This window comes from Flavobacterium sp. (assembly GCF_027484205.1).
GTDB lineage: Bacteria > Bacteroidota > Bacteroidia > Flavobacteriales > Flavobacteriaceae > Flavobacterium.
Window position 1 is genome coordinate 353,599 of the sequence record NZ_JAIXUB010000026.1, and the last position, 16,435, is coordinate 370,033.

At 31.3% G+C, this 16,435-nt stretch carries 15 protein-coding genes; 9 read left to right on the forward strand and 6 right to left on the reverse strand.

Features of this window, described 5'->3' with window-relative positions; all coding sequences use genetic code 11:
* The first annotated feature begins 173 nt into the window (after positions 1 to 173).
* Both Q0049_RS15575 and Q0049_RS15580 read left to right on the forward strand, forming a co-directional pair.
* Entirely contained in the window at positions 174 to 1,115 is a 942-nt protein-coding gene (locus tag Q0049_RS15575; RefSeq protein ID WP_298121818.1) for a fasciclin domain-containing protein, read from the forward strand.
* A gap of 127 nt (positions 1,116 to 1,242) precedes the next feature.
* Positions 1,243 to 2,232 (forward strand): fasciclin domain-containing protein, encoded by a 990-nt coding sequence (locus Q0049_RS15580; protein WP_298121821.1) that lies wholly within the window; start codon positions 1,243 to 1,245, stop codon positions 2,230 to 2,232.
* A gap of 323 nt (positions 2,233 to 2,555) precedes the next feature.
* On the opposite strand, the gene yidC is transcribed toward Q0049_RS15580, so the two are convergent.
* The 6 genes from yidC to guaA all read right to left on the reverse strand — a co-directional run bounded on the left by yidC (position 2,556) and on the right by guaA (position 11,156).
* Positions 2,556 to 4,448 (reverse strand): membrane protein insertase YidC, encoded by a 1,893-nt coding sequence (yidC, locus tag Q0049_RS15585; RefSeq protein WP_298121823.1) that lies wholly within the window; start codon positions 4,446 to 4,448, stop codon positions 2,556 to 2,558.
* Positions 4,449 to 4,760: 312 nt separating this feature from the next.
* Positions 4,761 to 6,371, reverse strand: coding sequence for a CTP synthase (locus tag Q0049_RS15590; RefSeq protein WP_298121826.1), 1,611 nt, complete (start codon positions 6,369 to 6,371; stop codon positions 4,761 to 4,763).
* Between the two features lie 195 nt (positions 6,372 to 6,566).
* The gene (locus Q0049_RS15595) at positions 6,567 to 6,797 is read right to left on the reverse strand and encodes a DUF3820 family protein (protein ID WP_298121830.1); all 231 of its coding nucleotides are present in this window, start codon (positions 6,795 to 6,797) and stop codon (positions 6,567 to 6,569) included.
* Between the two features lie 160 nt (positions 6,798 to 6,957).
* Positions 6,958 to 7,362, reverse strand: a complete 405-nt coding sequence (locus tag Q0049_RS15600) for an OsmC family protein (RefSeq protein WP_298121833.1) — start codon at positions 7,360 to 7,362, stop codon at positions 6,958 to 6,960.
* The gene (locus Q0049_RS15605; protein ID WP_298121835.1) at positions 7,362 to 9,539 is read right to left on the reverse strand and encodes a LysM peptidoglycan-binding domain-containing protein; all 2,178 of its coding nucleotides are present in this window, start codon (positions 9,537 to 9,539) and stop codon (positions 7,362 to 7,364) included. Before Q0049_RS15605 ends, Q0049_RS15600 begins: the two co-directional genes overlap by 1 nt.
* 87 nt (positions 9,540 to 9,626) lie before the next feature.
* Positions 9,627 to 11,156, reverse strand: a complete 1,530-nt coding sequence (gene guaA, locus Q0049_RS15610) for a glutamine-hydrolyzing GMP synthase (protein WP_298121837.1) — start codon at positions 11,154 to 11,156, stop codon at positions 9,627 to 9,629.
* Between the two features lie 109 nt (positions 11,157 to 11,265).
* On the opposite strand from guaA, the gene Q0049_RS15615 reads away from it, so the two are divergent.
* The 7 genes from Q0049_RS15615 to Q0049_RS15645 all read left to right on the forward strand — a co-directional run bounded on the left by Q0049_RS15615 (position 11,266) and on the right by Q0049_RS15645 (position 16,410).
* Positions 11,266 to 11,943: a DUF805 domain-containing protein gene (locus tag Q0049_RS15615; RefSeq protein ID WP_298121840.1), complete on the forward strand. Its 678-nt coding sequence runs from the start codon at positions 11,266 to 11,268 to the stop codon at positions 11,941 to 11,943.
* Positions 11,943 to 12,314 (forward strand): fluoride efflux transporter CrcB, encoded by a 372-nt coding sequence (gene crcB / locus Q0049_RS15620; protein ID WP_298121841.1) that lies wholly within the window; start codon positions 11,943 to 11,945, stop codon positions 12,312 to 12,314. Before Q0049_RS15615 ends, crcB begins: the two co-directional genes overlap by 1 nt.
* A 14-nt stretch (positions 12,315 to 12,328) precedes the next feature.
* On the forward strand, positions 12,329 to 12,496 hold the full coding sequence (locus tag Q0049_RS15625; RefSeq protein WP_298121843.1) for a hypothetical protein: 168 nt from the start codon (positions 12,329 to 12,331) through the stop codon (positions 12,494 to 12,496).
* Between the two features lie 95 nt (positions 12,497 to 12,591).
* A complete protein-coding gene (locus Q0049_RS15630; protein ID WP_298121846.1) occupies positions 12,592 to 13,596 on the forward strand; it encodes a bifunctional oligoribonuclease/PAP phosphatase NrnA in 1,005 nt (334 codons plus the stop codon).
* Positions 13,597 to 13,598: 2 nt separating this feature from the next.
* Positions 13,599 to 14,153: a gliding motility-associated peptidyl-prolyl isomerase GldI gene (gldI, locus tag Q0049_RS15635; RefSeq protein ID WP_298121848.1), complete on the forward strand. Its 555-nt coding sequence runs from the start codon at positions 13,599 to 13,601 to the stop codon at positions 14,151 to 14,153.
* An 8-nt stretch (positions 14,154 to 14,161) separates the two neighbouring features.
* The gene (locus tag Q0049_RS15640) at positions 14,162 to 15,277 is read left to right on the forward strand and encodes a peptidylprolyl isomerase (RefSeq protein ID WP_298121851.1); all 1,116 of its coding nucleotides are present in this window, start codon (positions 14,162 to 14,164) and stop codon (positions 15,275 to 15,277) included.
* A gap of 29 nt (positions 15,278 to 15,306) precedes the next feature.
* Complete coding sequence (locus Q0049_RS15645) at positions 15,307 to 16,410, forward strand: peptidylprolyl isomerase (protein WP_298121853.1); 1,104 nt, start codon at positions 15,307 to 15,309, stop codon at positions 16,408 to 16,410.
* The last annotated feature ends 25 nt before the right edge of the window (positions 16,411 to 16,435 follow it).

Here is a 16,435-nt window from a genome sequence, read left to right on the forward strand (position 1 = left end):
TTAATCATAATTTATATTTACTTAATTAAAAACGCCTTAAACACTGAAAATCATAAGAATATAATATTAAACAATAAAGTTAAAAATTACATAAACTTTACATTGTTTAATAATTTAGATAAAAAGTTAAACAAAAAAGATATAATTTAGCAAAAACATTAAAACACAAAACTATGAAAAAATTAAGCTTATTTGGGTTTATTGCAGTATTTGCAGTACTTTTCACATCATGCAGTGATGATGACAAAAAAACAGACAATTCAATTTCTGGAATTGCTTCAAGAACAGAAGATTTATCTTTATTAGTAAAAGCTTTGGATAAAGCAGGTTTAGTAGAAACATTAAAAACTGGGAATTACACCGTTTTTGCTCCAACAAATGACGCTTTTATTGAAGCAGGCTATGATGAAGATGCAATTGCAAACTTACCTGCAAGTGGAGTTCCTGCATTAAGAGAACTATTGTTAAATCATGTTGTTAACGGAAAAAATCTTTCTTCTGCACTTTCAAATAATATGTATGTAAAGACTTTAGGTAAAGGTGCAGCTTCTGCAACTAACACCTTAAGTATGCATATTGGAGTTACCGGAAGTGGAGCAACAACTGTTGTAACTTTAAACGGTGGTGCAGAAGTTGTAACAGCAGATGTTGAGGCTTCTAATGGTGTTGTGCACATTGTTGACGAAGTTATTGGTTTACCAACAGTTGTAACACATGCATTAGCTAATAGTAACTTTTCACAGTTAGTTGAATTATTATCTGCGCAAGGATTAGTTTCTACATTAAATGGAACAGCAAGTTCTCCTTTTACAGTTTTTGCACCTGTGAATTCTGCTTTTACACCAGCTGTTTTGGGTGTATATACTGGCTTAGCAACTAGTGATTTAAGAACTCAAGTTTTAACTTACCATGTTGTTGGTGGAGCGAATGTTCTTGCTAATGCAATTCCATCAGGAAATATACAAACTTTACAAGGTGAAGGATTTACCATTACTGGAACTGCTATTAATGATGCTGGAACAACTACAAATAAAAATATTATTTTAACTGATGTTCAATGTTCAAACGGTGTAATACATGCTATTGATGGTGTATTATTACCAGCATTTAACTAGTTTTAAACACTCCTAAAAAGCTCACATGAAAATGTGGGCTTTTTTTTATTAAAAAAATCCATTTAATAGTTTATTTTTATAAATTTGCTAACAATTTTTAAAACAAAAATCCCAAATAAATAAATTTATGAAAACAACCTATGTTAAATTAATGAGTTTTATTGCTGTTTTTGCAATTTTATTCTCGTCATGTGATGACGTTGATAAAACGCTGAATTCAAATGATAAAACAGTAGCTGAGTATGTGGCTCAAAATCCAAATCTATCTATTTTATTTGCAGCATTAGAAAAAACGGATTTAACAAATACTCTTTACACTGAAGGAACTTACACTGTTTTTGCTCCAACAGATGAAGCATTTACATTATACTTAGACGCAAATGGTTATGCTAGTATTGAAGATGTTGAAACTTCTGTTTTAACTCAAATATTATTAAATCACGTTATTGGAAGTGAATATAGTTTACAATCTTTGCCAGCAAATGGTTATGTTAAAACTTTAGGTAAAGGCACTGCTTCTGCAACTAACACTTTAAGTATGCACATTAATATTGCTGATGCATTGGTTACTTTAAATGGAAAATCAACAGTATCAGAGCAATTAGGTTGGTCTAACATTAAATTAAACAACGGTATTCTTCATATTGTAGATGATGTTGTAACATTACCTACTATTATTGATCACGTAAAAGCAAACAATGCATTTAATACATTAGAAACTGTTTTAACGAGTACTTCAGGATCTTTTGGTGATCAAAGTGCTGTGTTAAATACTTTGACTACTAATGCTTCTCCACTAACTTTATTTGCTCCAGCTAATACTGCTTTTACTGCAGCAACAACAGGAACAGGTTTTGCAGTTGGTGCTACAGCTTCTCAAGTTTCAACAGTGTTGCGATATCACGTGGTTGCAGGAAATAATTTATCTACAGGTTTATTGCAAGATCAATCTTTTGCAACTTACACAACTCCTGCTCAAAATGTATCTATTGACTTAGTTGGTGGTGCTAAAGTTGTTGACCAAGAAGAAAATAAAGGAAGCGTTTTTGCTGCTGACATACAATGTTCAAATGGCGTTATTCATGGTGTTAGTAGAGTTTTACAACCTACACTATAAAAAACAAAACTATATTTTATATAAATCCTCAATTATTAAATTGAGGATTTTTTTATGTTTAATAATTTGAAACACCTATTAGAAAATTGAAGTATATAAATTAATTCACAACATCTAAATGATTGTGAAGTTAAATAATATAGGGTTGATTTTAACGATTGGAAATATTTCACAATAGCAAAATGAAACTTTGAAAAAGATTACTGATTAGAAAAGATTTTAAAATCCATGATTTAGTTATTAAAAGCTAAGTTATGCTTACTATCAAATAAAAATGCCTAATTATGAATTATAATTAGGCATTTTTGAATACTATGTTTTAACTATTTTTTATTCAATTTCTTTTGTGCTTCGGCTTGTTCCATCATTTCTCTCATTTTCTTTTGGAACTTACTTTCTGTCTTTGGTTTTGCTTTATTCTCTTGAATTTGTGCATGAATTTTATCGCTATCAATAAAGTATTTCTTAATAACTAACATAATTCCTATTGTGATTAAGTTAGAAATAAAGTTATACAAACTCAATCCTGAACCATAACTATTGAAGAAAATTAACATCATGATTGGAGAAAGATAAATCATGATTTTCATAATTTTACCCATATCTGGCATACCTTCTTGTTGTGGTTGTGCCATGGCTTGATCGCCTGAAGTCATTTTCATATAGAAGAAAATAGCTATTGCTGCTAATATTGGAAACAAACTCACGTGATCTCCATATAATGGAATGTTGAATGGCAATTTGAAAATTTGGTCAAATGATGATAAATCTTCAGCCCACAAGAATCCTTTTTGTCTTAACTCAATTGCTGAAGGGAAAAACTGGAAAGAAGCATACATAAACGGCAACTGAATCAATGCCGGAATACAACCTGCCATTGGATTTACTCCTGCTTTGTTGTACAATTTCATTGTTTCTTGTTGCTTTTTCATTGGATCTTTTGCAAATTTTTCTCCTAATTCAGTAATTTCTGGACGCAATACTTTCATTTTTGCTTGTGACAAGAAAGATTTGAAAGTAATAGGTGACATTGCAATTTTGATAATAATTGTAAATAAAATAATTGCAATTCCTAATCCCATGAATGAACTCAAGAAACCGAAAAGTGGAATGAAAATTAATTTGTTTATCCAACCAAAGATTCCCCAACCCAATGGAACAATGTCTTCAATATTTTTTTCGTATTTATTTAATATTTTATAATCCGTTGGACCATAATACCAATTCATTTTGTAATCTAACTCACCATTTTTAAATGCTAAAGGCATTATTGATTTAAATTGTTTTGTATAAACAGTATCAATTTTTTCATCTCTAACAAGGTTTGTTGAGCTTACTTTTACGTTCTCAATCGGTGTTTGAGACAACAAAATCGAACTAAAAAAATGTTGCTTGTAAGCAATAAATGTTGCTTTTTCTAAAATTTCATCTTCTTGTTGTCCTGTTCCTGCATAATCAACTTTTCCGTCGTTTTCAAAATAGATTTCTGCATAACGGTTTTCATAAGAAATACTTTTCTCATTGCGATAGGTTTTTAAATCCCACTGTAAATCAGCTGCTTTTGAAGTATTTAAGACTTTGCTTAATCCTTGAGAACGAACGTCAAAATCTAACATGTAATCGTTAGCTTTCAAAACGTATTTGTATTCTAAAAACTCATTTTCACCCGATTTTAACTTCATAGAAAGGATTTGATCGTTTCCGTTTTTAGTTAACGTTGGTTCAAAAAATAAATCTTTAGTATTTAGAACTCGATTGTCTTTAGTTTGAAGTTCAAGATTGAAATTAGCGTTATTATTTTTAATTAACTCTACTAATTGTCCTGAATTTTTTTCGAATTTCTTATAGTTTTTTAGAACTGCTTCAACGATATATCCACCTTTATTAGCAATTTTTAAAGTCAGCAATTCGTTTTCAATAGTTGTGAAACTTTCTTTTGCTGATGGCAATGTTGCAGAATAAGCAAAACTTCCTAAAGCTCCAGCTAATTTTTGAAGTTTAACTGTATCGCTAACTGTGGTATCTACAACCGTTTGTAAAACTTGTTTAGTTGCAACTTCTTTAGCTTTTTTAGCTTTATCAATTTTTTCCTGCTTGATTTTTTGGGCTTGTTCTTCTTGTGCTGTCTTTTGACTATTGTAAAACATCCACATGATAATCCCAAAGATTAGGGCAAAACCAATAATCGAATTTTTGTCAAACTTCTTTTCTTCCATAATGCATTGAACTTTATTAGAGTTCGTTAATTAATATTTAAGTTAGTCGTTGTGTTGACTTCTTTGTTTCATATGTTCAAATAATATTTTTCAAAGGTAACATATGGTATCGCTTTGATTGGTGTTTGCATTCGCAAACTGTTATTTATGGCGATTTCATATTTATAAATAAAGTTTTTATGAAACTTTATTTTAGTAACCTTTAGTTGGCAAACTAGCCCTGATTGGATCTCGTCTTTTTGGACGAGAGGAAAGCAGGAAAATGGATAACCAAAATTACTACTGATTCGCTCCTAAATTAAGAAAGCTAATCTATTTTTTATTTTTTACCATTGCGGCCACAAAGCTAACAAAAATTGGCTGTGGATTTGCAACGGTACTTTTGTACTCTGGATGGTATTGCACACCGATGAAAAACGGATGATTTTGAATCTCTACAATTTCAACCAAACCTGTATCTGGATTGATTCCGGAGCTTATTAAACCTGCTTTTTCTAATTCGGAAGCGTACTTATTATTGTACTCATATCGATGACGATGACGTTCTGAAATTTGTGTTTTACAATAAATTTGATGTGCCAAAGTTCCCTCTTTCAAATCACATTTCCACGAACCTAAACGCATTGTTCCTCCTTTATCTGTGATGGTTTTTTGTTCTTCCATCAAGTCGATAACTGGATTAGTTGTGTTTGGATTCATTTCGGTAGAATTAGCATCGGATAATCCTAAAATAGTTCTAGAATATTCGATAACAGCCATTTGCATTCCTAAACAGATTCCGAAAAACGGTAAATTATTTTCACGTGCGTAACGAACAGCTTCAATTTTACCTTCGATGCCTCTTTCTCCAAAACCAGGAGCAACAAGAATTCCGTCAATTCCGTTGAATTTTTCTGCAATATTATCTTTATCAATGTATTCTGAATGAATACTGATAATGTTTACTTTAGTTTCATTAGACGCACCAGCGTGAATAAATGCTTCTAAAATCGATTTATATGAATCTTGTAATTCTACATATTTCCCAATTAATCCAACATTTATAGTATGTTTTGGATTTTTTAATCGGTGTAAAAAGGTATTCCAGTTTTCTAAATCTGGTGTATTTTTTTGAGGTAAATCTAATTTTTTTAGAGCAACAACATCCAAACCTTCTTCAAGCATCAACAAAGGAACTTCATATATTGTTGAAGCGTCGATGGATTGAATAACAGCTTCGCGTTTTACATTACAAAACAGAGCTAGTTTTTGACGAATTTCATCAGACAATTCGTGCTCGGTTCTACAAACTAAAATATCGGCTTTGATACCGCTTTCCATCAATGTTTTTACTGAATGTTGCGTTGGTTTGGTTTTTAATTCACCAGCTGCAGCTAAATATGGCACTAAAGTTAAATGAATTACTATTCCGTTACTTTCACCCAATTCCCAAACTAATTGACGAACCGATTCGATATAAGGAAGTGATTCAATATCACCAACAGTACCACCAATTTCAGTAATTATAATATCAAAATCGCCTGAATTACCAAGTAATTGCATGCGTTCTTTAATTTCGTTAGTGATGTGAGGAACCACTTGAACAGTTTTTCCAAGAAACTCACCGCGACGTTCTTTTTCTATAACCGAAAGATAAACTCTTCCTGTAGTTACATTGTTTGCTTGTGATGTTGGAACGTTTAAAAATCGTTCGTAATGACCTAAATCTAAATCGGTTTCTGCGCCATCATCGGTTACATAACATTCGCCATGTTCATAAGGATTCATGGTTCCTGGATCGACATTTAGATAAGGATCAAATTTTTGAATAGTAGTTCGGTAACCTCGTGCTTGTAATAATTTTGCCAAAGATGCTGCGATAATTCCTTTACCCAAAGAAGAAGTCACACCGCCAGTAACAAAAATGTATTTCGTTTGATTCATTGTTTTTTTTTTAGGTCAACTATCTAGTTGTCCTTAATTGTTGTGTTGCCCTTCGACATGCTCAGGGTAAATTTGTTGTTGTTGTTGTTGTTGTTGTTGTTATGTTTCTTGTAAAAAACGATGCAAAAATACGATTATTAATTGATAATTAACAATGGATAATTGACAATTATAAACAAATAATAAATGGAAAAACTATGGTTTTGGATATTGCTTTTTAATGTTTCGAATTAACTCTTCTAAACCGTTTAATTTGAGTTCATAAACGAGTTTGAGTTGTTCTCCAAGCTGTCCATTTGGCAAACGATTGTTGTGTATCCAAACTAAATAATATTCTGGTAAGTCAATCAAATATTTGCCTTCGTATTTCCCGAAAGGCATTTTGGTGTGTGCTAGTTTGATTAAGGATTTTTGTTGGTCGTCCATTGAAAAGTTGAAAGTTTCGGGTTACGTGTTACGAGTTTTAATTGTTTTGAAATTATTTATATTATTTTAAGATAACATTCAATTTCTCATTAATTCAATTTCTTTTTATTAATTGAAATTCACAAAATCTTAAACTCGAAACTTTCAACTCGATACCTATTTATTTCCAATTAAAAACAATTTCTTTCTTAATATCTGGATGTAAACTATAGAAAACTGGGCAGGTCATTGCGGTTCTTTCCAATATCGTTTTAGTTTTGTCATCAGCAACTAAGTTCATATTGAAAGTAATATGAATTTCGGTGATTCTTCTTGGTTCTGTTCCCATGATTTTGGTTACTTCTGCAGTTGAATTTGAAAAATCTACTTCTAAATCACGTGCTTTTATTCCCATAACGGTAAACATGCAACTCGCTAAACCATTAGCAACAGTATCTGTTGGAGAAAATGCTTCTCCTTTTCCATTGTTGTCAATTGGTGCATCTGAAATAATTTCTGAACCTGATTGCAAATGAATGGAAGAAGTTCGTAAATCTCCTAAATAAGTTACTTTGGAAGTTGCCATTATTGTGCTTGTTTTATGGTTAAATCAGTATCGTAATACAAAATATAAATTCCGTCATTTACATAACCTGATGTTACTTTTTTATTATAATCAAATTTACTTTCTACTTGTTCCGTAGCAATGTCAAGAGTTTCTTCAAAGGATTTATCTTGTGCTAATCGTAACATCGTATCAAATGTTACATCAAAACCACGAGTAGCATATTGATTTGGAATTACTTTATTTTTCTTTTTGTATGCATGTTCAAATTTTGAAGCTAAATCGGAATCATTTTCTTTTGTAGCTGATGGATAAGCCATTTTTAATTTTGTTAATCTTGATAATGGAATTTCTTCAAAATCTAAAGTTTCATTCGGTTCAAGAATAACTAATTGCACTTGAAAATCTTTCATAGCATTTTGCAAAACAGAAGTAATTGAAAGAATAGTTTGAGTTGACTCAGAAGCCATAACTACATAATTCATTTTATCTTTCACAAAAAGTTTTTTGATACTATCTGCAACAATGGAACCTTTATCTGTTAGACCAACAATTTTTGTATCACTATGAAACTCTTTAATATAATCTCTAACCGAGTTCTTTTTAGCATCAATTGCAGCAATAACATTTCCGTTTTTAGCTCTCATGTATTCAAACATGGCACTTTTTACAGCTTCTGTACTTGGAACCGTTTGATATAAATTAGAATAAGACTTGCCTTCTTCCTTCGACAATGGAGAAATTACAGGAATATTTTTAGACTCCAACGCAGCTGCTACTTTTTCGACATTGACTTGATAAAATGGACCAATAACAGCATTGGTTTTTGAAAAATCATTCTCTGAAATTACATTCAGTGCATTAGTTGTATTTTTTGTTTCTTCTGAATCATAAATTTTGACATCCATATTGATTCCTAAAACTTTAGCCGAATCAATTGCCATTAAAGCACCTGAATAAAAATCAAGTGTCATATTTAGAAATTTATCTTTTTTCAAACGTTCACCAATGGAAGTCAGTGTGTCACTTTGGATTTTAGAAGCATTAAATGGTAAAAATAAAACCAATTCTTTTTTATTCTGCTTAGATACAGTTTTAGTTAAATCTTTGAAATTATTTTTAACTTCCTTCGCAAAAGAGAGGTTTGCAGGAACTTTTAAAACCATTCCTTCTCTTACACCATTTTTTAAATCTGGATTCAAATTGGTCAAAGTAAGTTCAGACAATGCAAACTGGCGTGTCAAACTATACATTGTCTCGCCTGATTTTACAGTATAATCAAGAAGATTTGTTGCTTTAGGAGTTTCAAATTTTGGTCTTTCTTCTTCAACAACTTCTCCTACTTTTTCTTTTACAGAAACCTCTGGTTTATTGGTATTTCTAAAAATTTTCAACTTGTATCCAATTGGAAGATTTTCAACAACTTCAGGATTTTGTTTTTCTAATTCTTCAACTGTAATTCCATATTTTGTTGCAATTCCGTATTTTGTTTCTTTAGGTTGTACCTCATGAAGTAGAGGAGTTTTAGCCTGAGTAAGATAATTTTTCTTTCCCGTTGGAATTGTTAGTTTTTGTCCTGGTTGCAAACCATCCACTTTTAAAAATGGATTTTCTTCTTCTAAATCTTCTATTGAAACTTTGTATTCTTTTGAAATGTTATATAAAGTTTCTTTAGCTTGTACTTCGTGTGTTTTTGCAAAAACTACTTTTGAATTAGCATTTCCTTTTTGAATTCCTTTTTTGATGATTATTTTTTGGTCAATTTTCAAACCATTTACTGCATCAGGATTGTTTTTTTCCAATTCTTCCACTGAAACATCATACTTTTTTGAAATAGAATACAAATTATCTCCTTGAGCAACAGTATGGTATTTTGCATTGATTTCAGAAGGTTTTTGCTTATATTCTTTTACTTTTTCTTCTGTTTTCTTTACTTCTGCTACTTCAGCAATCACAGGTTTTTCTTCTATTTTTGAATTAGATTTCTCAACAGTTTTTGGAATCAAAACTACTGAACTAGGTTTAATTCCACTTTGTGAATCTGGATTTAATTTATATATATCATAAGGAGTAACCTTATATTTTTGAGCAATTGTTTGAATTGTTTCGCCTTCAAGAACCGTATGTTTTACGTAATTCTGTCCAAAAACAGAAGCCGCAAAAACCAATACAGTTATATAAATTACTCTTTTAAACATATTTTTTATATTTTAAACCATTCAGAAATTAAGTTTCATTAAGCATAATCAGTTCTGAAAACTGTAAACTGAACACTGCCAACTTTTCTATTCCCATTCAATAGTTGCTGGTGGTTTTGAACTAATGTCATACACTACTCTATTTACACCTTTCACTTTATTAATAATTTCGTTTGAAATTTTCATCAAAAACTCATACGGTAAATGTACCCAATCAGCCGTCATTCCGTCTGTAGATTCAACTGCGCGAAGAGCTACTACTTTTTCATAAGTACGCTCATCACCCATTACTCCTACACTATTTACTGGTAGCAAAATTGCTCCTGCTTGCCATACTGTATCATATAATCCGTGTTCTTTTAATCCGTTAATAAACACAGCATCAACTTCTTGCAAGATACGTACTTTTTCTGGTGTAATATCACCTAATATTCTAATTGATAATCCTGGACCAGGAAACGGATGCCTTCCTAACAATTCAGGATCGATTCCTAAAGTTGCTCCAACTCTTCTCACTTCATCTTTAAACAACATTCGTAGTGGTTCTACAATTTTCAATTTCATAAAATCGGGCAAACCGCCTACATTATGATGCGATTTAATAGTAGCACTTGGACCTTTTACTGAAACCGACTCAATAACATCTGGATAAATCGTTCCTTGCGCTAACCATGTAACATCTTCAATTTTGTGAGCTTCATCGTCAAAAACTTCTATAAAAGCATTTCCTATGATTTTACGTTTCGTTTCTGGATCATCAACTCCAGCTAATGCTTCCAAAAAACGTGCCGAAGCATCAACGCCTTTTACATTTAAGCCCATGTCTTTGTATTGATGAAGTACGTTTTCAAATTCATTTTTACGTAATAAACCATTGTTAACGAAGATACAGTAAAGGTTTTTACCAATAGCTTTATTTAATAAAACTGCTGCTACAGTAGAATCTACTCCACCTGAAAGCCCTAAAACCACTTTATCATTTCCTACTTTCTCACGTAAATCTTTAACGCAATCGTCAACAAAAGCATTAGGCGTAAAATTTTGAGGAACTTCTGCGATTTTAACTAAGAAATTTTCAAGCATTTGTTTACCATCAGTCGAATGATAAACTTCTGGGTGAAACTGAATAGCATACGTAGTTTCGCCTTCAATTTTGTAAGCTGCATTTTCAACATCGTTTGTACTTGCTAGTTTGACACCGTTGGTTGGTAAATGTTTAATGGTGTCACTGTGGCTCATCCAAACTTGTGAATTGAGGTTTACATTTTCGAAGAAAACTTCGTCTTCCTTAATATAAGTCAAATTTGCTCTTCCATATTCTCTAATATTGGAAGCTGCTACTTCTCCACCAGAAAAATGAGCTAAATATTGTGCTCCGTAACATACGGCAAGCAAAGGCAATTTACCTCTAATTTCGGATAAATCGATTTGTAAAGCATCTTCTGAGCGCACCGAGTAAGGGCTTCCGCCAAGAATAACCGCTTTGTAAGACGATAAATCTGTTGGATAATTATTGTAAGGGAAAATTTCGCAGAATATATTTAATTCGCGAACGCGGCGTGCAATAAGTTGTGTGTATTGCGAACCGAAATCTAAAATAAGTACGTTGTGTTGCATGCGCAAAAGTACTATTTTTTAGGAGAAAATAAAAAGTGGTTTTGATAAATTGTAGTTTTATTTGGTAAATAATTTTCATTACTTTTGAAAACAATATAAAACCTAAACTATGAAATGGTATTTCCACGCAATTAGAAATTATGCCAACTTTGATGATCGTGCAAGTCGCACAGAATATTGGATGTTTGTTTTATTTAATTTAATGTTTGCATTATTTTTCTTTTGCCTTGATTTATTACTTAAAATTAATTTTGAAGGACATTTAGTTGGTCCACTTTACATTTTTTATTTCTTATTTAGCATCATTCCTTCACTTTCAATAGCTGTAAGACGATTACACGACGTAGGAAAAAGTGGCAGCTATTTATTTTTAGCTTTAATTCCTTTAGCTGGTCTCTATCTTATTGCTTTATATTGTACAGAAAGTGAAGACGAGGAAAACGATTATGGTGATAAACCTGTAAATTCAGATATTGCTGAATTTATTCAAGATAGCAAAACTTCAACATCTATTCTTATTGGATATTTACTTTGGATGTTTTTAAGCAAAATCATCTGGTCAATCATTATAGGTTCATCAGAACGATTTTATGAAAATCCATTTTATAAGTATTTTAATGTATTCAATACAATTGTATGGATGTTTTTACCAATATTTCTATCCTTATCCGTTAGAAATCATAAATGGAAAATCATCCTACTTATTTGTTCCGTTGGATATATGCTATTTGAATTTTACGAATTTGTAAAAGCTATTGCAACGAATTCAAGTTATTTTCAGTTTTAATGTTTAAAACCATTCTTTATATTGCAATTGGTGGAGCAATTGGTAGTGTTTTGCGCTACTTAACAGCAGTTTTTGTCAATAAATATTGGTCAAATCATTTTCCATTGGCAACCATTATTACTAATGTTTTGGGATGTTTTTTAATTGGTTTATTGATTGGAATATTAGAAAAAAACAACTTGGCTAATAGCAATTTAAAATGGTTTCTCATCACAGGGTTTTGTGGCGGATATACCACTTTTTCTACTTTTGGATTTGAAAATTATACTTTGTTTCAAAACAATAATTCGCTATTAGCTTTTGGATATATTGCTTTAAGCGTTTTGCTGGGAATATTTGCAGTTTGGTTAGGACTTTTTGTTTCTAAGTAATCCAAAATATTATAATGAAAACCAAAATTTGTGACTTGTGCAAAATAGAAGAATCAATATTGTTCCGAATTCAAATTGAAAAAGGAAAAACGTGGATTTTTGTATGCAAATCGTGTTGCGAGAAATCTCAAAAATTGGAAAACTATAAATATGGTGGAACTTGGAAAGGTTCACGTCATTAATTCTAATTAAATTTAGATTTTTCAAAAAAAGTAAACATTAAATTCTGTGTTAATCTATATAGTGATTGTGTTAATTTTTAGTATTTTCGCAACCTATGAACGAAAAAGACATTTTAGCCATTCAAGAGTTATTGGCTTCTCCAAAGAAAATTGCCATTATTCCACACCGAAGTCCAGATGGTGATGCCATGGGTTCGACACTTGGTTTATATCATTTTTTATTAAAATTAAACCATCAACCTGTTGTTATTGCACCTAATGAATTTCCTGAATTTCTTGCATGGTTGCCTTCTTCAGAAACTGTTCTGGTGTATGAAAATGATAGAATTAATTGTACTCAAATTCTTAATGAAGCGGAACTGGTATTTACTTTAGATTTTAATGCTTTGCACAGAACTGGCGAAATGGAACAAGTTTTAAGTAAACTTTCAGCTCCAATGATTATGATTGATCACCATCAATTGCCAGATTCGTATGCAACGTTCACTTATTCAGATACTTCTTTTGGTTCTACATGTGAAATGATTTATAATTTCATTAGTTATTTAAATCAAAAATCCCTTATTGATAAAACTATTGCAACTTGTTTGTACACTGGAATTCTAACTGATTCTGGTGGTTTTAGATTCCCAAAAACAACTGGAACAACACATAGAATTGTAGCAGAATTTATTGATTTAGGTGTTGAAAATACGGAAATTCCAAATTTACTTTTCGATAACAATTCTTATGACAGATTGCAGTTATTGGGAAGAGCTTTACAAAATATGAAAGTACTTTTTGATAAGAAAACTTCTTACATTTCGCTTTCGCAAAAAGAATTGGACGAATTTAATTATGTAAAAGGTGATACTGAAGGCATTGTAAATTATGGCTTGACCATAAAAGGCATTGTTTTTGCAGCCATTTTCATTGAGCATCGAGATGAAAATATTATTAAAATTTCGTTTCGTTCTCAAGGAGATTTTGATGTCAATCAGTTTGCTAGAGAACATTTCAGTGGTGGCGGACACATCAATGCAGCTGGAGGAAAATCGTATGATTCATTAGCAAATACAATTAAAAAATTTGAACATATTGTTTCAAAACTTACACTATAATTATGAAAAATATTAAATCCTACTTATTCATTTTTGCTTTGCTTTTAACTCTTATTAGTTGTAAAGAACCACAAGCAAGAAATCCAATTTCGCATTCCTCAGGAACTTTCATGAAAGAATCGGTAGATCGAAATAAAAAACTTATAAAAGGAGAAGAAAAGCAAATTGATTCCATCATAAAAAGTAATCCTGAAATTAAATATATCGCTTCACAAAAAGGATATTGGTATCATTATGAAATCAAGAATGATAAAGATACTTTGCGACCAAAAAAAGGAGACATTGCTTTTTTTGATTATGAAGTAAAAGATATCAACGGAACTATTATTTACTCACAAACAGAGTTGAAACCTCAAACTTATGCTGTTGACAAACAAAATATTATGATGGGATTACGCAACGGAATTAAATTAATGCGTAAAACTGAAAAAGTAACTTTCTTGTTTCCATCACACATGGCCTATGGTTATCATGGTGATAATAAAAAAATTGGAACTAATGAACCATTAATTTGTACTGTAACCTTAAACGATTTTAAACCTGAAAACAAAAAATAAGTATTAAAATGAAAAGAATTATTGTTTTATTAATTGCATTATCAACTGTTTTTACATCATGTAAAGACGAACATAAAAACTTAAAAGACGGTTTATATGCCGAAATTGAAACTTCAAAAGGTACCATTTTATTAGAGTTAGATTATAAAAAAGCACCGATTACTGTAGCAAATTTTGTTTCGCTTGCAGAAGGTACAAATCCATTTGTTACGGAAAATTTAAAAAACAAGCCCTTTTTTGACGGATTAAAATTTCACAGAGTTATCGCTGATTTTATGATTCAAGGTGGTGATCCACTTGGAAACGGTTCAGGCGATTGTGGCTATAAATTTAAAGATGAAATTACCGATTTAAAATTTGACAAAGGTGGATTATTAGCTATGGCAAATTCTGGACCTGGAACAAATAGCAGTCAGTTTTTTATCACGCACAAGGAAACGCCATGGTTAAATGGTTTGCATACTATTTTTGGAAAAGTAATTGAAAACGGAATGGAAGTTGTCAATGCTATTGCGCAAGACGATGCTATCAATTCGATAAAAATCATCCGTAAAGGAGAAGATGTGAAAAAGTTTGATGCAGTAAAAGTTTTTAGTGATTACTTCAAAGTGGAATCTGAAAAACAAAAGAAACAAGCTGCCATTGATGCCGAAGCTCAAAAAAAATTCAATGAACAATTTCAGCAGGTTATTGCAGATAAATTAGCTTTCTTTGCTGACACAAAAGCTAGTGCAACAAAATCTCCTACAGGATTAATTTTTAAAATTACATCAAAAGGAAGTGGAAAAAAACCTGCAAATGGTACTGATGTTTTTTTAAATTACGCAGGATTTTTAGAAGATGGCACGCTGTTTGACACAAACGTTGTATCAGTTGCAAAAGCATTTGGAAAATATAACGAACAAAGAGAAATGCAAAATGGATATGCTAAAATGCCCTTCAAAGCAGGTTCAAAAGGTGGCATGATTCCTGGATTTGAAGAAGGATTATCAAAAATGAATATTGGTGATAAAGCAGTATTTTTCATTCCATCAAATCTTGCTTATGGTGAAAATGGCGCAGGTAATGTTATCCCGCCAAATGCTAATATTATATTTGAATTAGAAATGTTTGAAAAAAAATAAATTATTAATCAAAACTAAAATTATAACAAATGAAATTAAAATTTTTATGTTTGCTATTCTTGGGTTTAACCATTGCAAATGCTCAAACTAAGAAAACAACTAAATCAAAATCGCCTGTCAAAACTAAAGTTGCAGGAACATCGTCTGTTGCAGAGGCAAAACCAACTTTATCCTTATTACCAGTTGTAAATTCAAATGAAGGGATTTTTGCAGAAGTTGAAACAAATAAAGGAAAAATTCTTATTCAATTAGAGTATAAAAAAACACCTGTAACTGTAGCTAATTTTATTTCGCTCGCAGAAGGAACAAATCCTCAAGTTGCTGAAAAATATAAAGGAAAAAAATTCTATAATGGATTAAAATTTCATAGAGTTATTAAGGATTTTATGATTCAAGGTGGTGATCCTGATGGAAATGGTTCTGGTGGTCCAGGTTATGCTTTTAAAGATGAAATCACTGACTTAAAGCATCATAAAGGTGGAATATTGTCGATGGCAAATTCAGGTCCAAAAACTAATGGTTCTCAATTTTTTATTACTCATAAAGAAACACCTTGGTTAGACGGAAAACACACTGTTTTTGGAATTGTAGTAACAGGAATGGAAGTTGTAAATGCAATTGAGCAAAATGACGAAATTAATGCTATTACTATCACTAGAAAAGGTGCTGAAGCTAAAAAATTTGATGCTGTAAAAGTTTTTGCAGATTACTTTACAAATAAAGCTATAGAAGAACAAAAAGAAGCTGCTGCAAAAGCCGCTGCAAATGCCTTAGCGTTAAAAGAATTTGAAAAAGCTACAACAACTGCAACTGGTTTAAAATATGTCGTTTTAAAAGAAGGTAGCGGAGCAAAACCAGTAGCTACAAGCAATGTAAAAGTTCATTACACAGGAAGTTTGCTTGATGGAAAAGTTTTTGACAGCAGTGTTCAAAGAGGTCAACCAATTGATTTTGGTTTAAACCAAGTAATTCCTGGTTGGACTGAAGGTGTTCAATTAATGACAGAAGGTTCAAAATATAAATTCTTAATTCCTTCAAAATTAGCTTATGGCGAAAGAGGTGCTGGCGGTGTTATTCCTCCAAATGCTGATTTAATTTTTGAAGTTGAACTAATCAAAATCAATCAACAATAAAAAAACAAATCCCAATTTTCACTTA